The organism is Streptomyces sp. 130 (assembly GCF_007096885.1).
Classification (GTDB): Bacteria; Actinomycetota; Actinomycetes; order Streptomycetales; family Streptomycetaceae; genus Streptomyces.
This window is the reverse complement of sequence record NZ_VJNO01000025.1, coordinates 25,910-50,854: the sequence shown is the minus strand read 5'-3', so window position 1 is coordinate 50,854 and position 24,945 is coordinate 25,910. Positions and strand designations below refer to the sequence as shown.

Annotated in this window: 27 protein-coding genes; 14 read left to right on the top strand and 13 right to left on the bottom strand. The window is 73.8% G+C overall.

Annotation, left to right across the window (positions count from 1 at the left end):
- Positions 1–8 precede the first annotated feature (8 nt).
- Positions 9–431 (bottom strand): helix-turn-helix domain-containing protein, encoded by a 423-nt coding sequence (locus FKN01_RS21155; protein ID WP_143623027.1) that lies wholly within the window; start codon positions 429–431, stop codon positions 9–11.
- Between the two features lie 54 nt (positions 432–485).
- Positions 486–1,430, bottom strand: a complete 945-nt coding sequence (locus FKN01_RS21150; protein ID WP_260696965.1) for an AraC family transcriptional regulator — start codon at positions 1,428–1,430, stop codon at positions 486–488.
- 84 nt (positions 1,431–1,514) lie between these two features.
- Between FKN01_RS21150 and FKN01_RS21145 the strand changes: the two genes are divergently transcribed.
- The gene (locus tag FKN01_RS21145) at positions 1,515–2,339 is read left to right on the top strand and encodes an alpha/beta fold hydrolase (protein ID WP_143622938.1); all 825 of its coding nucleotides are present in this window, start codon (positions 1,515–1,517) and stop codon (positions 2,337–2,339) included.
- A gap of 89 nt (positions 2,340–2,428) precedes the next feature.
- On the opposite strand, the gene FKN01_RS21140 is transcribed toward FKN01_RS21145, so the two are convergent.
- Both FKN01_RS21140 and FKN01_RS21135 read right to left on the bottom strand, forming a co-directional pair.
- Positions 2,429–2,824 carry an SRPBCC domain-containing protein gene (locus FKN01_RS21140; protein WP_143622936.1) on the bottom strand — a complete coding sequence of 132 codons (396 nt, stop codon included), beginning with the start codon at positions 2,822–2,824 and terminating at the stop codon, positions 2,429–2,431.
- A 3-nt stretch (positions 2,825–2,827) separates the two neighbouring features.
- On the bottom strand, positions 2,828–3,427 hold the full coding sequence (locus tag FKN01_RS21135; protein ID WP_143622934.1) for an ABATE domain-containing protein: 600 nt from the start codon (positions 3,425–3,427) through the stop codon (positions 2,828–2,830).
- A 112-nt stretch (positions 3,428–3,539) separates the two neighbouring features.
- On the opposite strand from FKN01_RS21135, the gene FKN01_RS21130 reads away from it, so the two are divergent.
- From FKN01_RS21130 to FKN01_RS21120, 3 genes are read left to right on the top strand one after another with little or no spacing between them, the layout of a single operon-like run.
- Complete coding sequence (locus tag FKN01_RS21130) at positions 3,540–4,757, top strand: NAD(P)/FAD-dependent oxidoreductase (protein ID WP_143622932.1); 1,218 nt, start codon at positions 3,540–3,542, stop codon at positions 4,755–4,757.
- Positions 4,754–5,704 carry an RNA polymerase sigma-70 factor gene (locus FKN01_RS21125; RefSeq protein WP_143622929.1) on the top strand — a complete coding sequence of 317 codons (951 nt, stop codon included), beginning with the start codon at positions 4,754–4,756 and terminating at the stop codon, positions 5,702–5,704. Before FKN01_RS21130 ends, FKN01_RS21125 begins: the two co-directional genes overlap by 4 nt.
- Before the next feature lie 47 nt (positions 5,705–5,751).
- On the top strand, positions 5,752–6,066 hold the full coding sequence (locus FKN01_RS21120; protein ID WP_143622927.1) for a beta/gamma crystallin domain-containing protein: 315 nt from the start codon (positions 5,752–5,754) through the stop codon (positions 6,064–6,066).
- 54 nt (positions 6,067–6,120) lie between these two features.
- On the opposite strand, the gene FKN01_RS21115 is transcribed toward FKN01_RS21120, so the two are convergent.
- Positions 6,121–6,582 (bottom strand): VOC family protein, encoded by a 462-nt coding sequence (locus FKN01_RS21115; protein ID WP_143622925.1) that lies wholly within the window; start codon positions 6,580–6,582, stop codon positions 6,121–6,123.
- Between the two features lie 81 nt (positions 6,583–6,663).
- Between FKN01_RS21115 and FKN01_RS21110 the strand changes: the two genes are divergently transcribed.
- From FKN01_RS21110 to FKN01_RS21090, 5 genes are all read left to right on the top strand, one after another.
- Positions 6,664–7,140, top strand: a complete 477-nt coding sequence (locus FKN01_RS21110) for a nuclear transport factor 2 family protein (protein ID WP_143622923.1) — start codon at positions 6,664–6,666, stop codon at positions 7,138–7,140.
- A gap of 95 nt (positions 7,141–7,235) precedes the next feature.
- A complete protein-coding gene (locus FKN01_RS21105) occupies positions 7,236–7,868 on the top strand; it encodes an RNA polymerase sigma factor (protein ID WP_143622921.1) in 633 nt (210 codons plus the stop codon).
- Complete coding sequence (locus FKN01_RS21100) at positions 7,865–8,929, top strand: CU044_5270 family protein (protein ID WP_143622919.1); 1,065 nt, start codon at positions 7,865–7,867, stop codon at positions 8,927–8,929. The genes FKN01_RS21105 and FKN01_RS21100 overlap by 4 nt, the downstream gene beginning before the upstream one ends.
- A 21-nt stretch (positions 8,930–8,950) precedes the next feature.
- Positions 8,951–9,718, top strand: a complete 768-nt coding sequence (locus tag FKN01_RS21095) for a histidine phosphatase family protein (protein WP_143622917.1) — start codon at positions 8,951–8,953, stop codon at positions 9,716–9,718.
- Positions 9,708–10,199, top strand: coding sequence for a nucleotidyltransferase domain-containing protein (locus FKN01_RS21090; protein WP_143622914.1), 492 nt, complete (start codon positions 9,708–9,710; stop codon positions 10,197–10,199). The genes FKN01_RS21095 and FKN01_RS21090 overlap by 11 nt, the downstream gene beginning before the upstream one ends.
- Before the next feature lie 147 nt (positions 10,200–10,346).
- Here the strand turns inward: FKN01_RS21090 and FKN01_RS21085 are convergent, their stop codons facing one another.
- Positions 10,347–11,543, bottom strand: a complete 1,197-nt coding sequence (locus tag FKN01_RS21085) for an alpha/beta hydrolase (RefSeq protein WP_143622912.1) — start codon at positions 11,541–11,543, stop codon at positions 10,347–10,349.
- Positions 11,544–11,963: 420 nt separating this feature from the next.
- Here FKN01_RS21085 and FKN01_RS21080 point away from each other — a divergent pair, with 420 nt between their 5' ends.
- Entirely contained in the window at positions 11,964–12,803 is an 840-nt protein-coding gene (locus FKN01_RS21080) for a class I SAM-dependent methyltransferase (RefSeq protein ID WP_143623023.1), read from the top strand.
- 3 nt (positions 12,804–12,806) lie between these two features.
- Here FKN01_RS21080 and FKN01_RS21075 read toward each other — a convergent pair whose 3' ends face one another.
- Positions 12,807–13,406 (bottom strand): hypothetical protein, encoded by a 600-nt coding sequence (locus tag FKN01_RS21075; protein WP_143622910.1) that lies wholly within the window; start codon positions 13,404–13,406, stop codon positions 12,807–12,809.
- Between the two features lie 201 nt (positions 13,407–13,607).
- Between FKN01_RS21075 and FKN01_RS21070 the strand changes: the two genes are divergently transcribed.
- Positions 13,608–14,651, top strand: coding sequence for an SGNH/GDSL hydrolase family protein (locus FKN01_RS21070; protein WP_143622908.1), 1,044 nt, complete (start codon positions 13,608–13,610; stop codon positions 14,649–14,651).
- 175 nt (positions 14,652–14,826) lie between these two features.
- On the opposite strand, the gene FKN01_RS21065 is transcribed toward FKN01_RS21070, so the two are convergent.
- A complete protein-coding gene (locus FKN01_RS21065; protein ID WP_143622906.1) occupies positions 14,827–15,759 on the bottom strand; it encodes a LysR family transcriptional regulator in 933 nt (310 codons plus the stop codon).
- A 122-nt stretch (positions 15,760–15,881) separates the two neighbouring features.
- Between FKN01_RS21065 and FKN01_RS21060 the strand changes: the two genes are divergently transcribed.
- The gene (locus FKN01_RS21060; RefSeq protein WP_260696964.1) at positions 15,882–17,165 is read left to right on the top strand and encodes an MFS transporter; all 1,284 of its coding nucleotides are present in this window, start codon (positions 15,882–15,884) and stop codon (positions 17,163–17,165) included.
- Between the two features lie 33 nt (positions 17,166–17,198).
- Here FKN01_RS21060 and FKN01_RS21055 read toward each other — a convergent pair whose 3' ends face one another.
- The 3 genes from FKN01_RS21055 to FKN01_RS21045 form a co-directional block, all read right to left on the bottom strand.
- Positions 17,199–17,984 carry a VOC family protein gene (locus FKN01_RS21055; RefSeq protein WP_143623021.1) on the bottom strand — a complete coding sequence of 262 codons (786 nt, stop codon included), beginning with the start codon at positions 17,982–17,984 and terminating at the stop codon, positions 17,199–17,201.
- 100 nt (positions 17,985–18,084) lie between these two features.
- The gene (locus FKN01_RS21050) at positions 18,085–19,137 is read right to left on the bottom strand and encodes a phosphotransferase (RefSeq protein ID WP_143622904.1); all 1,053 of its coding nucleotides are present in this window, start codon (positions 19,135–19,137) and stop codon (positions 18,085–18,087) included.
- Positions 19,138–19,158: 21 nt separating this feature from the next.
- Complete coding sequence (locus tag FKN01_RS21045) at positions 19,159–20,070, bottom strand: TetR/AcrR family transcriptional regulator C-terminal domain-containing protein (RefSeq protein ID WP_143622902.1); 912 nt, start codon at positions 20,068–20,070, stop codon at positions 19,159–19,161.
- Positions 20,071–20,185: 115 nt separating this feature from the next.
- Here FKN01_RS21045 and FKN01_RS21040 point away from each other — a divergent pair, with 115 nt between their 5' ends.
- Together FKN01_RS21040 and FKN01_RS21035 are read left to right on the top strand one after the other, a co-directional pair.
- The gene (locus tag FKN01_RS21040) at positions 20,186–21,733 is read left to right on the top strand and encodes an MFS transporter (protein WP_143622900.1); all 1,548 of its coding nucleotides are present in this window, start codon (positions 20,186–20,188) and stop codon (positions 21,731–21,733) included.
- Between the two features lie 190 nt (positions 21,734–21,923).
- Entirely contained in the window at positions 21,924–22,418 is a 495-nt protein-coding gene (locus tag FKN01_RS21035) for a DUF1772 domain-containing protein (RefSeq protein WP_143622898.1), read from the top strand.
- Positions 22,419–22,478: 60 nt separating this feature from the next.
- On the opposite strand, the gene FKN01_RS21030 is transcribed toward FKN01_RS21035, so the two are convergent.
- Together FKN01_RS21030 and FKN01_RS21025 are read right to left on the bottom strand one after the other, a co-directional pair.
- Entirely contained in the window at positions 22,479–23,105 is a 627-nt protein-coding gene (locus FKN01_RS21030; protein WP_143622895.1) for a DUF1772 domain-containing protein, read from the bottom strand.
- A gap of 175 nt (positions 23,106–23,280) precedes the next feature.
- Entirely contained in the window at positions 23,281–24,747 is a 1,467-nt protein-coding gene (locus FKN01_RS21025; RefSeq protein ID WP_143622893.1) for a multicopper oxidase family protein, read from the bottom strand.
- Positions 24,748–24,945 lie beyond the last annotated feature (198 nt).

Genomic DNA, 24,945 nt, shown 5'->3' with positions numbered 1-24,945 from the left:
GCCGCGGGTCAGGCCGGACCGGGCGTCAGCCGGGCCAGGGCCTCCGGCGACAGCCGTCGGGCCAGGGCCTCCAGCAGGGCGAGCACCTCGGTCACCTCCACGGGGTCCTCGGTGCCCAGCGCTGCGGCCAGGGCATCGTCCACCCGTGTCGCGGCAACCTCCGCACGGCGGTCGGTCACCTCGGGGTTCTGGCGGACCAGGGTCCGGCGGCGGTCCCGGTCGTCGGTCCGGGTGACCACCGAGCCGGTCTCCCGCAACCGGGCCACGCACGCGGACACCGCACTCTGCGGCAGACCGGAGCGGGTGGCGATCTCGCCGACCGTGGTGTCCGGGTGCGCGTAGATGTCGAGCATCACGATCAGCACCGACCGGGTGCTCATCTGCCGCTTGCCGAGACCTTCGGTGGGAATGGCCTCCTCACCGATCTTCATCAGTGTGCGCCCCAGCAGGAACAGCTGTACTCCATTCACACGGACGACCTTACATCAGGATCGATGTATCGGATCGAATGGACAGCGCCCGCTCCGCGCACCGGATGACCGCGCCGTCGGGGCCGGTGGACCGAAGGAGGCGTTCGCCCCGGAACCGGCCCCGGCCGGGTGGACCGGCCAGGCGATGTCGTCCACGGCGAGGAACGGTTCACCGGCCAGTGCCGCCGGGGTGGCCCCGGTGAACGCCATGACGTCGCGGTGCAGGTGGGACTGGTCGGCGTACCCCGTGTCGGCGGCCACCCGGGCCGGGCCCTCGCCCGCGACCAGGCGGTGGGCGGCGTGGTCGAAGCGGAGCAGGGTCGCCGCGCGCTTGGGCGGCAGGCCGAGCTGCGAGCGGAAGCGGGACCACAGCCGCTTGCGGCTCCAGCCGACATCGGCGGCGAGCTCCTCGACCCGGGGCCGGCCGTGCCCGTCGGTGAGCCGCCGCCAGGCCCACGCCACCTCCGGGTCGACCGGTGCGCCGCCGGCCGCGTACCGGCGGGTGATCAGGGCGTCCGTGAGCGCGAAGCGGGCCTGCCAGGACGGGGCTTCGCCGAGCTGTTCGCGGATGCGGGACGCCTCGCGGCCCCACAGGGCGTCCAGCGGGACGACGGCACCGTCGAGCTCGCAGGGCGGCACACCGAGGACCGCGCGGGCGATCACCGGGGACAGCCGCACCTGCACGCACTCCACGTCCTGTCCGTGCACCCGCACCGCTCCCCCGGAACCGAGCCCGGGCCCGGCGACGAGGCAGCCGCGCTGCTGCTCACCGGCGGCCCGGTCGAGGACGGGCGTGCCGGCGCCGAATTCGAGGAGCAGTGTGACCGCCGGGTGCGGGACCATGCCCAGCACGTCCAGGTCGTGCACGCCGAATCCGGCCATGGCCACGCCGGCCACCCGGCTCGGCCGCTGCGGACGGGCGACATCCCACACAGCCGTACCGTGCGTGAACGTTGGCACCCCTCCATGCTACGAGGGGAACCGCGCCCTCCGGCCGGAACATTCGTTCAATACCCGGGCGTGGGCGGTCGCGACGGTAGAGGCATGACTGCTTCGAGAATCACCGGGTCGTCGCTCCTCACGCTGGACGACGGCGACACCCTCCATGTGTGCGAGGACGGGCCGCGTGAGGCCCCCGTGCTCCTGCTGATCCACGGTTCGGCGTCCTCGGCGCGCTCGTGGGACGCGCTGGTGCCGCTGCTGACGGCACCCGGGACCCACCGCGTCGTACGCGTCGATCTGCTCGGGCACGGCGGGTCGGACAAGCCGGACGACGGCCGTTACGCCATCCCCGACCAGGCGCGGCGGGTCGGCGAGGTGCTGGACCGGCTCGGTGCCGGGCGGGCCGTGGTGGCGGGGCACTCCAGCGGCGGGGTGACCGCGACGGCCCTCGCCGAGCAGCGCCCCGGGCTGGTGTCCGCGCTGGTGCTCGTCAACACCGGCCCGCATATGGGCGCGTTCACGGCCACCGGCTCCGGCGCCACCGGTCCCACCCGGTGGCCGCCGAGCGACGAGCAGATCCGGCAGCTCGCGAGCACGGGCTTCAGCCGTCCCGGCTACCGGGTGCCGGACTCGCTGCTGGACGAGGTGCGCGCCATGACCGCGCACTCCTTCGCGGCCACCATGCGGGCCACCGTCGCCTACATGGAGGAGCGGGCGCTGCCGGAGCGGCTGGCGGTGCTCGGGAAGCCGCTGCTGGTGCTCTTCGGCGAGGACGACCGCCGCTGGCGCTCCTCGTCCGCCGCCGACTACCGCGCCGTCCCGGGCGCCCGGGTGGAGCTGCTGCCGGGGCTGGGGCACTCGCCGATCCTGGAGGACCCGCCCCGGGTCGCCGGGCCCCTGCTGGACTTCGCCGCGCTGCACGGCTGAGGCGGTCGGCGGAGCACCACGCCGGCGGGAGCACCACACCGGCGGTGGCCGGCGGTTGCGTCCTGCCGACGACGGTCACCGGACACGGCCTACAGCCGGTCCAGTGCGGCCTCCACCTCGTCCATCACGTGCTGCCAGCGGGTCCGGGCGCGCTCGCGGTCCGCCGCGCTCGCCAGGTGCTCCTGGTGGAAGCGGAGCATCGTGCGGGCGCCGTCGGCGGCCGGGGTCATGGCCACCTGGAGGGTGGTGGTGCCGTGGGTGACGCGGATGCGGTCCGCCGGGCGGTAGCCGCGTACTTCACCGGTCACCCCCGCAGCCGTCCGGTACGGCGCGCCGCGCTCCGGGGTCAGCGCCGCTTCCGGGCCGAGCCAGAGGGCGAGCCCTTCGGGGCCGCTGATGAAGTCCCAGACGACGGACGGGGGGTGGGGCAGCGTGCGGGACACGCCGATCTGCCAGCCCGCGTCCCTGGTGAGTCCGGTGGGCATCGGTCATCCTTCCTCGAAGTGGCGGGCGCGCAGCGCCCTGACCTTGTGACGGTTGCCGCAGTGCTCCATCGAGCACCAGCGGCGGCGGCCGGGGCGCGAGGTGTCGACGTAGACGAGGTGGCAGTCCTCGGCGGCGCAGGTGCGGATGCGGTGCGCGTGGGCGCCGGTCAGCAGCTCGACGGCGTCGCGCGCGACGGTGGCGGCCAGCGCCGTTCCGCCGGGGGTGCCGGCCCACCGGCGGCTGCCGTCCGGGGCGATGGCGGGCGCGAGGGCGGGGCGCGCGGCGGCCTCGTTGATGACCGCCAGGTCGCCGGGCGGGTGCGGTTCGCCGCGGATGTGGGCGATGACGACCCGGAACAGCGCGTCGCGCAGCATCCGTACGGCCGCGACCTCCGCCGCGGAGACGGCCAGCTCGGGGGTCGGGGTCAGCCGGGAACGTTCCGCCCAGGCGCGTACGTCGGCGGGCTCGCGCAGGACCTCGTACCGCTGGTAGGGACCGGGTCCGCCGGTCGTCAGCAGCTCCAGGCACAGGGCCCCCGGGTCGAACCGGTAGGCGGCACCGGATGTGGACCGCAGGATGAGCCCCGAGGGCGCGGACGTCATGTAACCACTATAACCAGTTACGTATGACGCGCGCCACAGTCGCGTCATGTCACATCCGGGGCGCCCGCCCCCATCCCCTGGTCGTCAGCAGCCGATGGAGGAAGGACCGATCATGAGCGCGCAGCGGGAGACCAGGACGGACGGCACGCACCACGTGGTGGTTCTGGGGGCCGGGTACGCGGGCATGGCCGCCGCCGTGCAGCTGGCGGCCCGGACCGGGAAGCGGCGCGACGCGGTGCGGGTGACCGTGGTGAACGCGGGGGAACGGTTCACCGAGCGGATGCGGCTGCACATGACCGCCGCGGGCCGCCCCCTCGACGCGATGAGCATCCCGGAGATGCTGGAGGGCACGGGCGCGCGGTTCACGCGGGGCTGGGTGACGGCGGTGCACGCCGGGACCAGGACCGTGCGCGTCGACGACGAGCGCGTCCTGCCCTACGACACGCTGGTGTACGCGCTGGGCGGGGTCGCCGACACCTCGGCGGTGCCGGGCGCCGACGACTACGCGTACACCCTGAGCAGCGCCCAGGACGCGCACCTGCTCGCCGACCGGCTGAGAACCCTCGGTGACGCCGGCGGCGGCACCGTGGCCGTCGTCGGCACCGGCCTCACCGGCGTCGAGTCGGCGGCGGAGATCGCCGAGCGGCACCCCGGCCTCGATGTCGTCCTGCTCGGCGGCGAGGAGCCCGGCGCGGCCATGAACGGCAAGGCGGCGGCGCATGTGCGGGCCGCCCTCGAACGGCTCGGCGTGCGGGTGCGCGGCGGTGTCCGCGTGGCGAAGGTGCTCGCCGGTTCGGTGGAGCTGGAGGGCGGCGAGAGCATCGCGGCCGACGCGGTCCTGTGGACGGGCGGCACCCGGGTGGCACCGCTGGCGGCCGCCGCCGGCCTGGAGGTGGACGAGCGCGGACGCATCGTCACCGACCGGGCGCTGCGCTCCGTTTCGCACCCGGAGGTGTACGCGGTCGGCGACGCGGCGGCGATCCGCCAGGGCTACGGGGTCATGCACGGGACGTGCCAGGGCGGCATGCCGACCGGGGTGCACGCGGCGCTGTCGATCGACCGGGCCCTCAGGGGCAGGGCGCCCAGGCCCTTCCGGTTCGGCTACTACCACACACCGGTGAGCCTGGGCCGGGGCGACGCGGTCGTGCAGTTCACCCGGCCCGACGGCAGCCCGCGCCGAATCTGCCTGGTGGGGGCGGCGGCCGTCCGGTACAAGGAGACCGTGACAGCCTCGCCCTGGCCGACGTACGGCCGTATGAAGAAGATGCCCGCCTCCGGCGCGTTCTGGCCGCGCGGAGGCCGCTTCACCCGCGTCCGGGGTGACAGGTGACCGGCGCCGACGACCACTTCGACCACCCCGGCCAGCAGGTCTTCCTCGAGCACCGGCGGCTGCTGTTCTCCGTGGCGTACCGCGTCCTCGGCACCGCCGCAGATGCCGAGGACGCCGTGCAGGACGCCTGGCTCAAGTGGTCCGCCGCGGACCGTTCGCGGGTGGCCGACCCCAAGGCGTACCTGACCCGGATCGTGACCAACCTGGCGCTGGAGCGGCTGCGGTCCGCCCGGTACAAGCGGGAGACGTACGTCGGGCCGTGGCTGCCGGAGCCCATCCTGACCGGCGGGGGCGCTCCCGAGGCCGTCCCGGACGCCGAATCGGCCGCGCTGGGCGCCGAGTCGGTGTCGATGGCCATGCTGGTGGTGCTCGAAACGCTCAGTCCGCTGGAGCGCGCGGTGTTCGTGCTGAAGGAGGTGTTCGCCTTCAGCCACGCCGAGATCGCCGAGGCGGTGGAGCGTTCCGAGGCGGCGGTACGGCAGGCCGCGCACCGCGCCCGTGAGCACGTGCGGGCCCGGCGCCCGCGCTTCGAGGCGGACCGGGCGCGGCAGCGCGAGGCGGCGGAACGTTTCCACGCCGCCGCGACGGGCGGTGACGTCAACGCGCTCCTCGAACTCCTCTCCCCCGACGTCACCCTGTGGACCGACGGCGGCGGCAGGGTCCGCCAGGCGCTGCGCCCGGTGACCGGAGCGGCCACGGTGGCCGGCTGGTTCTCCGCGATCGGCACGGTCGCCTACCAGGGCGTGGAGCCCGCCGACATGAAGGCCGGGCTCGCGGAGATCAACGGCGGGCCGGGGCTCGTGTTCAGCGGCCCGGACCGCGTGATCGCCACGGTGACCTTCGACTTCGACGCTCGGGGGCGCATCACCGCGATCCACAACGTGGCCAACCCGGACAAGCTGCGGGCGGTCTCCGAGGGGGTCGCTTACGACATCGGGGCCCGGTAGTCGCCGCCCTCGCCCGAGCGGGCAAGCGGATTCTCGCCTACCTGGCCATGGCATTCGCCGCCGCGGCCTCGCTGACCGTCGCCGTACCCGCAGGGTCCGCCCACGCCATCGACCATGTGGAGTGCGACGGCGGCGCGGACTTCCTGAAGATCTACTCGCACCTCGACGGCCGTCGGAGCGTCGACTGCTACGCCAACGCGGGCAGGACCGACTTCGGCGGCTGGTGGGCCGACCGGATCGTCACCGGCAACAACGACCTCATCTACTACGACGTCAACGGGGACTCGGTCCGGATCAACCGCTGGACGGACATCACGTTCCCGAACAACCCGCCCCGGATCAAGAGCATCCAGATCCTCTGAGCGCCCGGATGCGGACCGGTCACCGCCGTGGACGAACGGCGGTGACCGTCACCGTCACACCACGTCGAACTCGTTGCCCTCCGGGTCCAGCATGGCGGTGGCGTAGAAGTCCATGTCCGGCAGTTCCCTGACCTGCGCCACCGTGGCACCGGCCTCGACCAGCCGCGCCACCGTGGCGTCGACCCGCTGCCTGCGGGCCTCCAGCGGGACGGCACGCCCCCCGCCCACCTTGAGGTCGAAGTGCCACCGGTTCTTGACCGCCTTGGCCTCCGGAACCTTCTGGAACCACACCCGCGGCCCGTGCCCGGCGGGATCGACGATCGACTCCGGCACGTCCCCGACGCCCGGCGGCAGCTCCTCCTCCGGCACCCCCATGTCCTGCCAGTAGGCGCGCCAGCTGGCATGCCCCTCCGGCGGCGGCTCGGGGACGTACCCCAGCGCCCCGGCCCAGAAGGCCACCATCCGCTGCGGATCGGAACAGTCGATCACCAGCTGCATCGTCATCTCGGTATCCATGGCCGGAGCATCGCAGACGGGTCTGACATCGCGGCGGGTACGCCTTGACCTCAAGTCCGCTTGAGGGCTGAGGCTTGCGCCATGCATACCGAAGAGGTGCAGCGGCAGCTGCGACACCTGACCGACCGTGCCGAGATCACCGACCTCCTGAACCGCTACCTCCGTTCCCTGGACCACGGGGTCCTCGACGACGAGTGGGCCCGCGCGTTCCACACCGAGGACGTCACCGCCGAGATGCCCGTCGGCACCGTCCACGGCCGCGATGCCGTGCTGGATCGCGTGCGGCGGGGCATGGCACTGTTCGACCGGACCGTGCATTTCGGTACGAACGACGTCATCGACATCGACGGCGACCGGGCTGCGGTCCGTGGCGCCCAGCTGAGCACCCACGTCCTCGCGGACGGCTCGGACGATGTCTTCGTCTCCGCCGGGCACACCGAAACCGAGCTGGTCAGGACGGCCGACGGCTGGCGGATCTCCGCCACCGCGCTGCGGATCGTGTGGACCCGGGGGAATCCCCCGCGCCTGCCGGCGGAGTTCGCACCGGCCGCCGTCTGACGCGCACCCCCGGTGTGGTGGGGGTCACGGGAACCGGCCGGGCCGGCCGGAGAGACAGAGGTGTGAGATGTGATGATCAGGAAGACCGGGAGCGTATGCGCACACGCATCAGGGCGGGCGACCGCCAGGCGTTCGCCGCGCTCTACGAGGAGTACGCGCGGCCCGTCTACAACCACGCCTACCGGCTGACGGGCGACTGGTCGACGGCCGAGGAGGTCATGTCCGAAACCTTCCTCGCCGCCTGGCGCACCCGGCAGGCCGTCGAACCGGAGGGCGAAGCGCTGCTGCCGTGGCTGCTCGGCATCGCCACGAACAAGGCGCGCAACGCCAACCGGGGCGCCGGCCGGCGCCTCGCCTTCCTGGCCCGCCGCCCCGCCCCCGAGCCCGTCGCGGACATCGCGGAGGCCGCGGCCGGGCAGGTGGACGACACCCGGCGGCTCGCCGCGGTCCGGCAGGTGCTGGACGGACTGCGCCGCCAGGACCGCGAGGTGCTGGCCCTGTGCGTCTGGTCCGGCCTCGACTACGCGGAGGCCGCCGAGGCGCTCGGCGTCCCCGTGGGCACGGTGCGGTCGCGGCTGTCCCGCGCCCGCGAGCGGCTGAGGCGGCTCACGGACGAGCGGCTGGCCCGGGAACGGAAAGACAACGCCGCGGAACCCCGCCCCCGTCGCGGAGAGGTACAGGGCAGGGCCGCGTACGTGGCCCTGCCCATCCAGGAGGAAGCCCGATGAACGACCGCACCTCTGGCCCCACCGGGGCCGAACGCGAGGAGCTGGCCCGGCTGCTGCCGGCCCCGGCCGAACGGGACCTGCCCCCGGGGCGCCATCTCCACCACAAGGAAACCCTGATGCAGCTGATCGACCAGGACGGCGACCGCGCGACCGTCCGGCCCCGGCCCCGCCGCCTCCCGCGCCCCGCCGTCCTGCTGCCCGCCGCCGGGCTGGCCCTGGGCGGGGTCCTGTTCACCACCCTCGCCGTCACCGGCCGGGACGAGGCCCCCCGCACCGCCGCCGCGGCCACGGCCCCGCGCGGCGCGACCGTGCTGCTGGACCGGATCGCCACGGTCGCCTCGAAGAGCGAAGCGATCGAGGTCACCGACGCCCAGTACGTGTACGTCAGGACGTTGCAGACCGAGAACGAGGGCGCGTTCGGCGGTCCGGTGAAGCTGGGCGAGCCGGGCGAGCGCGAGGTCTGGATGACCCAGAAGTCCGGACCGGTGATCGACGAAGGGCTGATCCACCAGGACGGCGCGTACTACCCGATCAGGGTCGGCGTCCCGGACGGCGAGAAGCCCGTCGGCTACCCGGCGGGCCTCAACCGGCCGACGTACACCTGGCTCGCCTCCCTGCCCACCGATCCCGACGCCCTGCTCCGCAGGCTCGCCGCCGAGATCACCGCGGACCAGGACGCGCGCCACACCCCGGCCGACGAGCGGGACCCGGACCAGGACGCCTTCGAGGCCATCGGCGAGCTGCTGCGGGAGACCGTGATGCCGCCGAGGACCGCCGCCGCCCTGTACAAGGCCGCGGCGAGGATTCCCGGCGTGAGCGTGGACACCGACGCGGTGGACGCGGCCGGCCGGCACGGCGTCGGCGTGGCCCGCGACAACGAGCGCGCGGGCCGGCGGACCGCCTGGATCTTCGACGCGAAGACCCTGGCGTACCTGGGCGAGCGGACGTACCTCATCCGGGACACCGCCATGGGCAGGAAGGGGACCGTCACGAACACCTCGGCGGTCCTGGAACGCGCGGTGGTCGACGCCCTCCGGGAAAAGCCGTCGCCCACGGCCTGACGCGGCCCCTAGCCTGACGGCATGACAGACGCGGTACGGGGAAGCGGCGAGCCGGCGCCCTGGCGGCCCGAAGCGGGGCCGGGCGGGGCGCCCCTCGCCGTGCCGAACGCACTCGGCGCGCTGTGGGCGGTCCGGCACGGGCAGAGCACCGCCAACGCCGCCTTCGCCGAGGCGGGCGCGGCACGCCTGGCGGGCCGCGACCGCGACGTACCGCTGTCCGCACTCGGGCAGGCACAGGCACGGGCGCTCGGGCGGTGGCTCGTGGAGTGCGCCGGCGAGCTGGATCTCGTCGTCTGCTCGCCGTACGTACGGGCCCGGCAGACCTGGCAGGCGATGGCCGGGTACGCGGCCGGTGAGGGCGTCGCTCCGCTTCCGCTCCTGACGGACGAGCGGTTGCGGGACCGGGAGATGGGCGTCTTCGAGCTGTACCCGCCGGCCGCACTGGCGGCGCGGGACCCGGAGGAGGCCGCCCGCCGGGACCGCCTGGGCGAGTGGTTCTACCGCCCGCCGGGCGGGAAATCGCTCGCCGATGTCGCCCTGCGGGTGCGCGGTTTCCTCGCCGATCTGGAACGGGCCGCGCCCGGTCGGCGCGTGCTGCTCGTCGCCCATGACGCGGCGGTCGTCGCCGTCCGCTTCGCCCTGGCGGGCCTCGGCGCGGCGCCTCCCGAGGCCGTGCCGCCGGTACCCAACGCCTCGCTGTCCCACTGGCGGGGCGACGGCCACCGACTGGACCTGCGGCTCTGGGGCGGGACCGCACACCTGGAAAGCGACGGACCACATGACCGGTGACGATGTGCTGGAGATCCTGGGCCTGCTGCGGGAGGCCGGCGCGGAGGTCTGGATCGGCGGGGGCTGGGGCATCGACGCCCTGGTGGGGCGGCAGACCCGGGAGCACGAGGATCTGGACCTGATGCACCGCCTGGAGCAGGAGCCGGCCGTCGTCGCCGCTCTTGCCGCGGCCGGGTTCGCCGAAACGCTCGACTGGCGGCCCGCGCGGTTCGTCGTCACGGACCGGACGGGGCGTCAGATCGACCTGCACCCGCTGGCGTTCCAGCCCGACGGGAGCGCCCGCCAGGAGTCGCTGGAACCCGGGAAGCCGTTCGTCTATCCGGCCGACTGCTTCGTCACGGGCAGCGTCGGGGGCCGTGACGTGCCCTGCCTGTCCGCCGCGCAGCAGGTCCGCTTCCACCAGGGTTACGAGCCCCGGGACCGGGATCTCCATGACATGGCCCGGCTCCGCGAGGCATTCGGGATCAGTACGCACTTCTGATCCCGGGTCGGGGCACGACCGGCGACCCGGCCGCGTCCCGACCGCGTCCCGACCTCGGAAACCGCTGGCGCCGCCTGACCCCGCTTCTGCGGAGGCCTCGATTATTACGGCGTAATAATCGAGGCCCGCGGATCGCGCAACCGCGCGCTACCGCGCGGGCGCCTGGAACGTCACCTCCGGATTCCCCGGCGTCGGCCCGGCGAGCAGAGGCTGCGGCAGGCCCTTGAGGTGGAGGTCGAAGAAGGCGGCGACGTAGTCGCGGGTGATGTCGCCGGAGCGGTCGGCGGGCAGCGGGGCCGAAGGGTCGGCGATGCCCAGCTGTGCTGCGAGGAGCGGCAGGTCGGTGAAGGTGAAGTGGCCGGCGCCGGCGACCGTGAGCCACCTCTTCCAGCCGTCCAGGCGCGCCCAGTCGCGGTCCCACGTGGTGTCGAAGGTGCCGCCGGAGGCGTGGTCGGCCTCGGTGCCGAGCATCATGAACGGCCGGCCCCCGAGCCCTGCGGCGGGGACCGGGTCGAAGAAGGTCCCGTCCATGTTCACGCCCGCGCGCACGCGCCGGTCGGCGGCCATCGCGGACGCGGCGGAGTCGCCGCCGATGGAGTGTCCGGCCATGCCGACGTGCCGCCGGTCGATCATCGAGGCGTACCGCCGGACGGGGTGACCGCCCGTCAGCCGGTCCAGCAGGAACGAGACGTCCCTCGCCCTGTTCCGGGCGACCTCCGCGAGCCCCGCGTCACCGGCCCGCTCCACGTAGTCGCAGGCGGCGCACGGCAGGACGCGCCCGCCCGGGAAGACGGTCGCGACGGACTCGTGGGCGTGGTCCACCGCCGCGACGACGTACCCCCGGGACGCCAGGTCCGTCGCGAGGGCGGTGAGCGTGAAGCGGCTCTGCCCGAACCCGGGCGACAGCACGACGAGCGGAAACCGCCCGCGCGCGGGCACGGCGCCGGTGCGGGCGTACGTCTCGGTCGCGCCGACCGCCTCGGGCGCGACGAGGCCGCCCAACCCCCGTGACTCCAGCAGCAGTTCCGCCTCCCGTGTGCTCATGTAAGGGGCGCGCTCGCCGGTCCCGGCCCGCCCGGGGTGGAACACGGACACCAGCAGCTCGCGTGCGCCCGCCTGCGGTACGTACGGGTCGGTGCGCCCGGTGTCCCGCAGATGCAGGGTGCTCTCGCCGACGGCGTACGGCCCGGAGGGTGCGGGGAGTCGCAGCTGCGGGGCGGGGGCGTCGGTCACGGAGGTGCCGGGGGCGGGCCGCGGCGGGGCGGCGACGGCCGGGGTGGCGGCCGTCGCGCCCAGGGCGAGGACGAGGAGCGCGGCGGCCACGGCGCGGTGACGAGTTCTCATGCTCCGAACGCTAGGCGGGGGCCTGGTGCGCCGACGTCCACCCTCGGGACGCGATCCGGTAGCTCTGGGGTCGCATGGACGGGGCGCGTGTCGTACTACGGTCCCACGGGACGCGGACCGCGCTCGGTCCCTGCCTGCTCCGGCCTCGCCCCGTCGCTCGCCCTGCCCGCCGGGGCCACGTTCGCCGTCGTCGCCGCCGGGACGGGCGCGCTCCGCCCCGCCCTGAGCGCGGCCCGCTCCCGTACCGCCGACGCGCTGGCCGACTCCGCGCGGTCCCCCGTGCGGCGCCCGCGCCTCCACGCGATGACGGCATACCTGCCGACCCCGCTGCTCGCACGCCGGCCCGGACGCGCCGTGCTGGGAGGCGGAGGCGGCCTGACGGGTCCTCAGGGGGTGCCCGTATCGCCTACGCTGCGCCGCATGCCCGAGATCACCACACCCGCCCCGCGCGACGACACCCCCGAGGACGCCCGGCGGCAGCGGCTGCGGCGGACGTTCGACGAGGACGCGGAGCTGTACGACCGGGCCAGGCCCGGTTACCCGGCGGCGCTCTACGACGACCTCGCGGAGCTCGCCGGGGCCCGGGCCGGCAGCCGCGTCCTGGAGGTGGGATGCGGGACCGGGCAGGCCACGGTCCCGCTGGCCCGGCGCGGGTGCCGGATCACCGCCGTCGAGGCGGGCCCGAGCATGGCCGCGGTCGCCCGGCGCAATCTGGCCGGGATGCCGGACGTGGAGGTGGTGACGGCCGCGTTCGAGGACTGGCCGCTGCCTGCGGAGCCGTACGACACCGTGCTCGTGGTCACCGCGTTCCACTGGATCGACCCGGCGGTGCGCGTGCCCAAGGCGGCCGACGCCCTGCGTACGGGCGGGGCGCTCGCGGTGGTGCGCACCCAGCATGTGCGGGGCGGCACCGAGGAGTTCTTCGTGGAGGTCCAGCGGTGTTACGAGCGCTTCGACCCTGAGACGAAGCCCGGGACGCGGCCTCCCACCGCCGCCGAGGTCGGCAACGCGGACCACGCGCAGGAGGTGGCGCGCGGTGGCCGCTTCGGCCCGACGGTCTTCCGGCGTTACGAGCACGACGTCACGTACACCACCCCGCAGTACCTGGACGTGCTGCGCACCTACTCCGGCCACCGGGCGCTCCCGGAGGCCGCCCGGCGCGGGCTGCTGGACTCCATCGCGGAGCTGATCGACGGGCGGTACGGGGGCCGGGTGACGAAGCGTTACCTGGTCGAACTGGGGGTCTCCCGCAGGCGGTGACCGCTACCCGTTGACGCCCGCGATCCCCCAGCCCCGGCGGGCGGCTTCGGCCAGGACTTCGCCCCAGTCGGTCAGGAGGCGCACGAAGGCGTCGAAGTCGCTGAACCGGGACGCTACGGCGGGCTCCCCGAAGGGCGCGCGGAGCTCGTCGAGCCGGGGCCGTACGCGCTCCCAGGTCGCGAGCAGTTCCCGTACGCCCTGCGGGGACGCGGCGACCAGCAGACCGGAGCTGCCGGAGAAGAAGTCGTAGCCCTCGTCCGGCTCCTCGTCGTCGAAGTCCGGCCCGTTCCAGATCAGCCCGCCGAGCAGCGCGTCCAGCTCCGCCCGCAGGCCCGCGTCGACGTGGTCGCGGGCCTTCTCCCACGCCTCCCCCGCCCAGAAGTGCGGCTTGTACGAGCCGAGGGTGCCCGGGAACTCGTACACCCCGAACAACGCGCTGTGCGGCCCGCGCGGCCACTCCCACCCGTACGTCACCGACATGGCGTCCCACAGCCCGGTCGCCTCGTCGTACCAGGCGTTCCGCAGCCGCTCCAGCCGCTGCTCGGGCGGGACCCCGGCCAGCCACGACCAGTCGGCGATCAGTGTGGTGAGGTCGACGCCCATGGTGGTCAGCCTATCGACCGGTACGGATCGCCAGGCGCCCTCCGGCAGCGGGGAGTATCCGATGGCCTACCCCGATCGGGGCACGTTCGCCCGATGTACCGGAGTGTCGGCCGGGCGCCGTGAATGATCTTGGGCGACTTGCCCTCCGCCCCCGGCGGGGCCGGCCGGCCCCGGGGCGCCCGTCCCCCCACTGGAGAAACCATGCGACACCGTGTGTCCCGCCTGCGCACGCGCGCCCTGGCCGTCGGGCTCGCGCTCGCGGCGTCCGCGCTGCTGCCCTCCGGCTCCGCCGGTGCGGCCGACTCGTACGAATGGGCCGCGCTGGGCGACTCGTACACCTCCGGCGTCTTCGTCGGGGCCCCGAAGCCGCCGCTCGGCGACGCGTCGCGCGACGGCTGCGCCCGCACCGCGAACGCGTACCCGGACGTCGTGGACCGGGAGCTCGCCGAGTTCCCGCCCGGCAAGCCCGTCAGCCTGACCGATGTCAGCTGCGGCGGTGCCACGATCTCCGACATCACCACGACCCGGCAGACCCCGATCGGCCCGGTTCAGCCGCCCGCCGCCGGCTGGCCTCCGGTGGACCCGCAGGCCGTGCGGGCCGGGCTCGGCGAGGGCACGGACGTCGTCACCATCGGCGTCGGCGGCAACAGCCTGCCCTTCTTCGAGATCCTGAGCACGTGCTTCGAAACGGGTGCGGCCGGTCAGTCCTGCCGCGGCCACTACACCAACCCGCCCGAGGGCGAGGAGAGCCTTCAGGACAGGCTCGCCCGGGTCCAGGACGAGTACATCGCGATGCTGGCCCACGTCCACCGGGCAGCCCCCGACGCCGAGGTCATCACGGTCGGCTACCCGGCCGCCCTCCCCGAGGACAGCGGCGACTGCGACCGCCTGTCCCTCACCGAGCTGAGCCTGATCGGCCACGACGACGTCGACTGGCTCCGTGACGAAGTCCTCAAGCCGCTGAACAGGATGATCCAGCGGGTGAGCGGTTTCTTCGGCGACCGCTACGTGGACGTCTACTCCTCCAGCGTGGGCCACGACGTCTGCCAGCCGGCGGGCACCAAGTGGGTCGAAGGCATCTGCGGCGACGCCGAGGACTTCTGGCCCGCCGCACTCCCCGGCACCCCGCTGGACTGCGGCACCATCGACAAGCGGGCCACCCTGGTCCACCCCAACGCCGAGGGCCACGCCAACACGGCGGCCCACGTCGAACGAGCCATCCGCATCGTCCTCCTCCAACGCTGACCTGTGCGGACGAGGATGCCCGGTCACGACCTGCTCCGGGGCGGGCACGGCCGCCGGAGGCCACCGTTGTCCCGGAGGGTGAGACGACGTTGCGGCGCGAGGGGTGGACGGCGGTGTCTTGGGCGGGGGCCACCCGGGTGCGGCTGTCGTTCGCGTGCGACGCATCACCTCTCGTTCACTGCCCGGTCGCCCACCCCGGCACCCAGGACCCCTCCGCCCCGTAATCCCCCGCCGCCCCCACGTGCGTACGCAGCGCCGCCAGCCCCGGGTGCGGGTTGTCGCGGTGCCAGAGGAGGGAGTGGGGGTAGACCGGGGTCGGACCGGTGACCGGGATGAGGCGCAGGTCGTGGTCCCTGGGCCAGATGCGGCGGGAGTGTGCACCCATGAACGTGGCCAGGGCCGGGGTGTCCGCGATGGTGTCCAGCAGGACGTCCGAGCCGAAGTTCGGGCCCGTCGCCTCGATGGTCAGGGCGAACTCCGCGACCAGGTCGTCGTAGTACGCGCCCCACTCGGTGCCGGGGGCGATGCCCGGCATCCAGATGCGGTGGCCGACCAGATCGGTGAGGGTCACCGAGGGGGCGTCGGCCAGGGTGTGGGCGGGGCCGGTGAGGAGTTGGAGGGGTTCGTCCAGGACGCGGGCGGACGCGATGTCGTCGGGGAGGGGGTGGCCGGGGGCGCCCACCGCGCGGAACGTCGCGTCGAGTTCGCCGGTGCGGAGCGCGGCGACGGCCGTGTCCATGCTGACCAGCATCATCATGTCGAGGGCGATCCCGGGGTGGGCGCGGTGGAAGGCGCGCATCAGGCTCGACTGGGCGGTGCGGGACGCGATCACGTCGACGCGCAGCGGGCGGTTGCCGGGGCGTACGGACGCGCTCGCGCGCTCGGCCGCGCGCAGCAGTTCGCGCGCGTGGGGCAGGAACGCCCGGCCGTCGATGGTCAGCTCGGCGCCGCGCGGGGCGCGGGTGAAGAGGCGTACGCCGAGGGCCTGCTCCAGCGCGGCGACGCGCTTGGAGACGGCCTGCTGGGTGACCGACAGATCGGCCGCGGCCTTGTGGAACCCGCCCGCTTCCGTGACGGCGACGAACGTGCGCACTGCTTGGAGGTCCATGGCAGGGCAGCCTAGTGAACAACTCCTGGTTGTCCCTCAACCGGTCATCGGTTGTTTGACCTGCGGCTCTGCCAGGCGATTAGCTCTCATTCGGCAATTTCGGGTTGTGTGGGTGAGGCGGCGTGGGCAGAAGAGCGTTGGGGCGGCCGTTCGGCTGGCTGTGGGCCGCGTACGCGGTGAGCGCGTACGGGTCGGGGCTGGGATTCGGGGCCCTGCCGCTGCTCGCCGTGCTGGTGCTGGACGCCGGGCCCGCCGAGGTGTCCGCGCTGTCGGCGGTCGGGCCCGCGGTGGGGGCGCTGATCGCGGTGCCGCTCGCGCCGTGGGTGGAGTTCCGGCGCAAGCGGCCCGTCATGATCGGGATGGACCTGGTCCGGTTCGCGGCCATGGCGTCGGTCCCGGTCGCGTACGCCTTCGGGCTGCTCGGGTTCGTCCAGCTGCTGGCCGTGTCGGCCGTGGTCGCCGCGGCGAAGATCGCGTTCGGCGCGGCGAGCGGCGCGTATCTGAAGGCGCTCGTCCGCCGGGAGGACCTGCTCGTCGCCAACGCGCGGTTCGAGTCCACGAACTGGAGCTCCATCGCGGTCGGCCCGCCCCTCGGCGGCGCGGCGATCGGGGTCTTCGGGCCGGTCACCACCGTGGTGGCCGACGCGCTCAGCTATCTGCTCTCCGCGCTCGGCATCACCGCGATCCGGGGGAAGGAGGACCCGCCGGGCACGGCGGACAGGGCTCCGCTGCGGGCCGGCGCGCTGCTCGCCGGGTGGCGGCACATCTTCGGCCACCCCGTGCTGCGGGCGCTCTACCTCAACCAGATCCTCGTCGGCGGCCTGATCATGGCCACCGAACCATTGCTGGCCGTCCTCCTGCTGCGCGGGCTCGGCTTTCCGCCCTGGCAGTACGGGCTCGCCTTCGCCGCTCCGTGTCTCGGCGGCCTCATCGGCTCCCGGCTGGCCCGCCGGGTCGTCGCCCGCTACGGCCGCGACCGGGTCTTCCGGACCGTCGGCACCCTGCGCGCGGTCTGGCTCATCGGGCTGGTGTTCGTACGGCCGGGCGTCGTCGGGCTCGTCACGGTGATGGCCGTCGAACTGGCCATCATCGTCAACATGAGCCTGTACGGGCCGGTGCTCTCCACGTACCGGCTGGAACACACGCCGAAGCACCTCGTCGCCCGTACGCTCACCGCCTGGTCGATCGGGCAGCAGGCGTCCATCGCCGTGCTCACCGCGCTCGCCGGACTGCTCGCCGGCGTCACCGGGCCGCGCACCGCCCTCGCGGTCGCCGGGGTGCTCATCCTGGGCACCCCGTTCCTGCTCCCCCGGCGGGAGCGGGCGCCCCGGCAGCGGCTCCGGCGCACCGCCCGGCTGCGGTGCGCCCCCTCGCGGCCGGCCACCCGGCGGCCGACCCCGAGGTAGTCGCCGGCCCGAGCCGGCGCCCCGTGCCGGGGGCTACGACGTCTTCGGCGCGATGACCGAGAACGCCCCGCCCTGCGGGTCGGCCAGGACCGCCATGCGGCCGGCGACCATGTCGAAGGCGGGGGCCAGGACCGTCGCACCGGCGCGCACGGCGGCCGACTGGATGTCGTCCACGCTGTCCACGGCGAAGTACGGCTGCCAGTGCGGCGAGACGCCGGGCGGCACCTTGCTCATGTCCATCATCCCGCCCACCGCCCGCCCGTCGACCTGGAACTCGACGTAGCCGTCGGCGCCCTCCATCTCGGAGGGGGTCGCCGTCACCGGCAGGGCGGCGGAGTAGAACGCGGAGGCCGCGTCCGGGTCGGGGGTGGTCAGCTCGCTCCAGACCAGCGCCCCGTGCTCGTTGACGATGCCCGCGCCGCCGAAGGTGCCGGGCTGCCACAGGCCGAAGACGGCACCCGCCGGGTCGGCGAACACGGCCATGCGGCCGAGGTCCATGACGTCCATCGGGGGGACGACGACCGTGCCGCCGGCGTCGGTGACGGACGTGACGGTGGAGTCGATGGCGTCGGTCGACAGATACGTCGTCCACTCCGCCGGCGGCATCGGGTCCGGCACCGAACCGTCCGGGTTCATGGCCTTCATGATTCCGGCGACCGGCTTGCCCTTGAGGGTGCAGACGGCGTAGCCGCCGTGTTCCGCCGGGCCCACCTCGCCCTGCCAGCCGAAGAGGTCGCTGTAGAAGTCGATGGCCGCCTGCTGGTCGGGGACCATCAGGTCGATCCAGCAGGGGGTGCCGGGCCGGTAGGGATCGTTCATTTCGGGCACGGGTGCCTCCGGGAGGCTGCTCGGGGACGGACGGGCCGTCCTTACCCGGACCCCGCGCGAGCGGAATCGACCCGTACGGGTGACAGCCCGTTCAGTACCAGGGCCGCTCGTCCGGCGTGGGCAGCGGGCGCAGGGCCGGCCAGTGTTCCAGCAGGCGGGTGGCGAGGGCGGAGGCCAGGCCGCCGAGTGCGTGGAGGTGGTCGTGGTCGCGGGTCAGGTCCGCGACGACGCCCAGGCGGTGCACGAGGCGTTCGCGGGCGGAGACGTCTCCCCACGCGAAGTCCTCGACGGCCACCCGGGCGAACTGGTCGGCCGTCCCCCGCCGCGCCCGTTCGACCAGCGCGTCGCCCTGGATGAGCCAGCCCGCGCACGCGTCGGCGAGGTCGCCCGGCACGTCCTTCCCCGTGAGGCCGCGCCAGGTGCTCCGGTAGACGGCCTCCACCTCCGTGAGCGGCGCGGCGGTGACCGACAGGGCGCACCAGCAGGTGGGGAAGCCGATGCGGAAGTACGCGAGCTCGACGAGGCCGTTGCCGAGGGCGGCCCCCTCGAAGTCCACGAAGCGGACGCCGCCCGGGGTGCGCAGGTCGTTGCCGGGGCAGGGGTCGCCGTGGAGCAGGGCGTGGTGCCCGGTGGGGTCGAGCCGTTCCAGGAGTCCGGCGAGTTCGTCCGGGACGGCGGCCGGCACAAGCACGTCGAGCGCCCGGGCGAGAGCCAGGAAGGACTCCGCGTCGGCGGCCCTGGGGCCCGACCAGGCCGGGAGCGCGCCCGCGTCGGCGGGCCCGGTCAGGGCGTGCAGCCGGGCGAGCGCGTCGGCGTACCCGGGCATCCAGTCATCGGTCCGGCCGAGGTCGTCCACGTATTCGAGGAGCATGACCCGCGCGGCCGGGTCCGTGGCGAGCAGCGCGGGCGCCACGGAGCCGCGCCCCGCGAGGCGCAGCCCGGCGGTCTCCCGGGCGAAGCGGGCGTCCGCGTCGGCGCCGGTGTCCCCGTCGTCGGTGATCTGCTTGACGATCGCGGGCCGCCCGTCCTTCGCACGCACCCGCCACACCCGGGACCGGGGGCTGCTGTCCAGGGGCTCGGCCTGTGCGGGGGTGCCGCCCAGGGCGGAGAGCAGGGGGGCGGTCAGCGGAAGGGAGTTCGGCATGGGGAGGAGAGTACGGCCCGCTCAGCCGCCCGTGGGCCGCTCGACGAGCGCGGCGACGCCGTCCAGCAGGCGTTCGAGGCCGAAGGAGAAGAGTGTGTCGAGTTCGAGGCCGAACCCCTCGTCGCCGAAGTGCGTGGCCAGGGTGGGGTAGGAGCCGGTGATCTGGATCGTCTCCATCCGGGTCTGGTGGGTGGCCATCCACTCCTCGGACGTCATCCCGGTCTCCTGCCACGCCTGGGACTCCAGCTCGACGGCCGCCGCGATGCCCTGCGCGTACCCGAGGAGGGCCAGGTGGACGTGGATCATCTGGACCGGTGACAGGCCCAGGCCCTTCAGGGCGCTGAGGGTCCGCTCGGTGTAGCGCATCGCGTGCGGCGAGGCCGTGGGGCGGGTCAGGGCGGACAGGACGCGCGCCATCCACGGGTGGCGCAGGTACAGGCTCCACAGCCAGCGCACCTCCCGCTCCAGCCGGGCGCGCCAGCCCGCCGGACGGGGGCCCGGCGGCTCACTCTCGAACACCGTCTCCGACATCAGGCGTACGAGTTCGCCCTTGCTCGGGACGTGGCGGTAGAGCGCCATGGTGGACACCCCGAAGTCGGTGGCGATCCGGCGCATGGAGAGGGCGGGGAGCCCTTCGACGTCGGCGAGGGCGATCGCGGCGCGCACGATGCGGTCGCGGGTGAGGCCGTGCGCCGGGGGCGCGGGCCGGGCGCGTCCGGCGTCGGCGACCACGGTGCCGACGCCGGGGACCGCGCGCACCAGGCCCTCCTGGTTCAGGACGGTGAGCGCCTTCGTCGCCGTCGCCATGGCGACCCCCCACTCCTGGGTGATGCGCCGGGTGGAGGGGACGCGGTCGCCGGGCGCGAGCTCGCCGGAGGCGATGCGGCGTCGGATGTCCCCGGCGATGCGGAGGTAGGGCGGTTCCTCGGGCATCACCGCACTGTACTAGTGCGCCTGTGCGCCGTACAGGCCATTGCACAAGGCACGGGAGCGGGTGCACTAGGCAGCCGCTTGCGATGTACGCGGCCGTCTCGCTTCTCTGCGCGTCATGGAGAACAACACACCCCGCGCCGGGCGCAAGGAGTGGACCGCCCTCGGCGTCCTGATGCTCCCGCTGGCCCTCGTCTCGATGGACGTCTCGGTCCTGTACTTCGCGATCCCCTACATCAGCCAGGACCTGGAACCCAGCGCCACGCAGCAGTTGTGGGTCCTCGACATGTACGGTTTCGTGCTCGCCGGGCTGCTCGTCCCGATGGGCGCGCTCGGCGACCGGCTGGGCCGGCGCAGGCTGGTCCTCGCGGGGGCGGCCGTCTTCGCGGTGGCCTCGGCCGCCGCCGCGTACGCGCACACCGCCGAACTGCTCATCGCCGCACGGGCGCTGCTGGGGGTGGGCGGCGCCGCGCTGATGCCGTCGACCCTCGGCGTGATCCGCAACCTCTTCCACGACGAACGGCAGCGCGGCCGGGCGGTGGGTCTGTGGACCGCCGTCATGACGACGGGCATCTCCCTCGGCCCCGTCGTCAGCGGTCTGCTGCTGGAGCACTTCTGGTGGGGCTCGGTCTTCCTGATCAACGTGCCGGCGATGGCCCTGCTGCTCGTGCTGGTGCCGTTCCTGGTGCCGGAGTCCCGGCCGGCGCGGAACGCGCGCTTCGACCCGATGAGCGCGGCGCTGTCCCTCGCGGCCGTGCTCCTGGTCGTCCACGGCATCAAGGAGTGGGCCCGGCACGGCTACGAGCCGCTGCCCGCGCTCGCCGTCGCCGCAGGGCTGGTGCTCGGTGCGGTGTTCCTACGCCGGCAGGGGCGCATCCCGCATCCGATGGTCGACCTCGGCCTGCTCGGCCGGCGGTCCTTCGGCGGGCCGGTGCTCGCCAACCTCCTCGCGATGTTCGCCACGGTCGGGATGGCCGTCTTCCTCACCCAGTACCTGCAGTCGGTCCTCGGTCTGAGCCCGTTCCGCGCCGCGCTGTGGAGCCTGGTGCCGGCCGCCGGGGTGTCGGTCGCCGCTCCGGTCGGCGCGGTGCTCGCGCAGCGGGTCGACCGGGCGTACGTGATGGGCGGCGGGTTCCTCGTCTCCGCGTGCGGGTTCCTGTGGCTGTCCCAGGTCCGGACGGACTCGGCGCTGTGGTTCACCCTCGCCGGCGCCTCCCTGTACGCGGGCGGCCTGGTGGCCGCGATGACGCTGGCCAACGAACTCGCCCTGGGGGCGGCCCCGCCGGAGCGCGCGGGGTCGGCGGCGGCCGTGCTGGAGTCGGGCCAGGAGCTGGGCGGGGCGCTGGGCATGGCGATCCTGGGGTCGGTCGGGGCGGCGGCCTACACCGGTGACATGGCGGACGCGCTGCCCTCCGGTGTGCCGCAGGCCGATGCCGTGCGCGAGACGCTGGGCGGGGCGATGGCCGTCGCGGCGCAGCTGCCGCGCGCGTCCGCCGACGCCGTGCTGACGGCCGCGCGCGAGGCTTTCACGCACGGGATGAACGTCGCGGCCTTCGGCGCTGCCGCCGTCATGGCGGGGGCCGGTCTGCTGTCGCTGACCCGGCTGCGGGGCGCGGGCAGGACGGCGGACGCCGGGAAGGAGCGGGAGGCGGCGGTGGCGGAGTAGGGGGCGCGGCCGGTCGCGGGGGAACGGCTCGGGTTGCCCCCGCGCGGGCTGTCACAAATGGCGCCCCGCCCTCGCGGGGCCCCCGTAGTCTGGTCTCCGGCACTTGACCTTCCTGTTGCATTCCCTTTGCGCAGAGGAGAGTTGACTTGAGCAAGCACCGCCGCACCGGCAGAAGCTGAAGGGTCAGGCAATGGAGATCGCACAAACGCTCGCGCTCATCGCGGCCACCGTGACGACGGGGCTGGTCAGCGGGCTGTTCTACGGCTTCGCCATCTCCGTGATGCCGGCGTTGCGCGGTGCGGGGGACCGTACGTTCATCGATGTGATGCAGCGGGTCAACGTGGCCATCCTCAACGGGTGGTTCGTGCTCGGCTACATCGGGGCCCTCGTGTTCACGGGGCTCGCGGTCGGGCTCCAGTTCGGTGGCGGGGACCGGGACGCGGTGGTGCCGACCGTCGCGGCGCTCGTCTGCTACATCGCGTCGATGGGGGTCACCAGCCGCCTGAACATCCCGCTCAACAACGCGCTGGAGGCCGCGGGCCCGGTGGACGGGATCGCGCGGCCCGAGTCGGTGCGGGCGGCGTTCGAGGGGGCCTGGGCGCGGGGAAACGTGCTGCGGACGCTGCTGTGCACCGCCGCCACCGGGCTGCTGTGCTGGGCCCTCGTCCTGAACGGCGGCAGCTGAACGCGCGGGAGGGCGGGTACGGGGTTCGCGCCCGTACCCGCCCTCACCCGGGGCGCCGGCTCAGCGGCCGGCGGACAGCAGCGCCTCCGCGCGGCCGTGCAGCTTGGCGGCGTACGCCGCGCAGGCCAGGGCGGCCGTGTTGAAGAGCGTCCGGAAGATGTTGACGGTCTCCCAGGTGCCCTTGAACTTGTCGACCAGCGCGAAGTCGTGGACCTTCGCCGGGTCGCCGAGGTCGGCGAGCTGGTTGTTGAGGGGGATCTCGACGCCCATCGTGAGCATCAGGACGACGAGGTAGAGGACGGCGGCGAGGCCCGCCCACAGGGCGATGGTCCTGCGGCCCCGGCGGAACTCCAGGAACGCGGCGAGGCCCGCGGCGACGATGGCCCCCATGAAGACGAGCCCGAACAGGCCGTTGCCGTCGATCTCCGCGTTGAACTGCTGCATCGCGGTCACATAGGTGCGGTCGTCGACGTTGGCGAGACCGGGCATGACCGAGACGTCGTAGGCGAAGAACAGCCCGGCCATGAGCCCGAGCGTGACGACCGAGATCATGTGCAGCCAGCCCGCGGCCTTGTTCGGACGGTCCTCCCTCGGCGGCACGGGGGCGGCGGGCTGCCCCCACGGCTGCTGGTACGGCGCCTGCGCGCCGGCGGGGCCCTGCTGCTGCGGATACGGATTGGGTGTCATCGGTACGTCCTCGCTCTTGTCCGGTTCGTAAGTGGGGTGCCGAGGCGCGCTGTTGACGAGAATAGAGGCGCTTCTCCTCCTGCCGCGGGCCTGCGGGCCGCCCTGGACAGGATCACGAGCGTTCCTCCAGCGAACGTCGAGCGATACTAGAACGGGCGTGCCCGGGTGCGACGGGTCAGCGGATGCGCATCTGCGCCATCATGCCCATCGCCGAGTGGTCGAGCAGGTGGCAGTGGTAGACGTAGGTGCCCCGGTAGGAGTCGAAGGTCGCCTGGAGTCTGACGGTCTCGCCGGGCAGCAGGCACACGGTGTCCTTCAGGCCCGCCTCGGCGCCGGTCGGCGACTTGCCGTTGCGTTCCAGGACGCGGAACTGCACCAGGTGCATGTGGAAGTTGTGCGGCACGTCGGTGTTGCTGTTGGTGACGGTCCAGATTTCGCTCGCGCCGTACGGGATCTCGGTGTCGACGCGCGCCGGATCGTAGACGCGGCCGTTGATGGTGCCCTGTGGTTCGCCGCCGACGAGGGCGACGTTCAGGTCGAAGGAGCGCCGTCCGGTCACCGGCGGCAGCGGCGGCAGTGTACGCAGTACGGACGGCACCCGGCTGGGGTCGGCGGCCTTGCGCACCACGTCGAAGCGCATGACCTTGCCCGTCCGGTCCGGGTCGCCGGGGCCGAGGGTGTTCTCCAGGACGAGCCGGGTGCCGACCGGGTAGCGGGAGAAGTCGATGACGATGTCCGCGCGCTCGGCCGGTGACAGGAGCAGCGAGTCGGTGGTGTAGGGGCGCGGGAGCAGGCCGCCGTCGGAGCCGATCTGGGTGAAGGGCGAGCCGTCGGCCAGGCGCAGCGCGAAGAACCGCAGGTTGGACGAGTTCAGCAGCCGGAAGCGGTACTTGCGGGCGGCGACCCGGAGATGCGGGTACGGCTTGCCGTTCGCGAGGATCGTGGAGCGGCCCGCCGCGTCGTCCAGGAGGTAGAGCAGCTGCCCGTCGTCGTCGAAGTGGGCGTCGCGCAGCGCGACGGTGATGTCGTAGCGCCCGGCCGGCAGCGGCAGCGCCTCCTCCACGTCGTCGGTGAGCAGATAGCTGCCCGACAGGCCCCGGTAGCAGTTCTCGGACTCCGAGTGGTGGGCGTGGTCGTGGTACCAGAGCGAGGCGTGCGGCTGCTGGTTGGGGTAGGTGTAGGTGCGGCTCGTCCCGGAGGCGAAGGTGTTCATCGGGCCGCCGTCGCTGTCCACGGGCACCGAGGCGCCGTGCAGGTGCACCGAGGTGTCGACGCCCAGCTGGTTGTGCTGGCGCATCACCACGGGGCGCCCGGAGCGGGCCCGGACGATGCCGCCGGGGAAGTGCCCGTCGTAGGTGAGGACGTCGGTGCTCAGGCCCGGCAGGATCTCGGCGCGGCTCCGGCGCATCGTGAGGTCGTAGACGTCGGCGCCGCCGCGCGTCGCGGCGGGGGTGAGCACCGGCAGCAGGGGCAGCGGCACCCGGAACGGCTGGACGGCGGGGCCCACGGGGACGGCCGCGCCGGCCGGGGCGGCCTCGCGCGGGGCGGCGCCCGCCGTCATCAGCGGGGTGAGGGCCGCGCCGGTGAACAGCCCGGCGCCGGTGACGCTCAGGGCGGTCATCAGGGTGCGTCTGGTCACCATCACGGAACTCCTGCTGCTGGATTCGGCGGACGCGCCGAGTGCAGCAAGGGCGGCTCGCACGCGTCTCGGGAGCCGCTAGGGCGGGCGCGGGGGCGCCCGTTGTGTCACCCGGCGCCCGTTATGGCGCTTGAGAACGGGGCCAGAGCCGGCCCAGAACCGCTTGCGGTCGGCTTGCGCTTCGCTCCGTATACCTGAGCC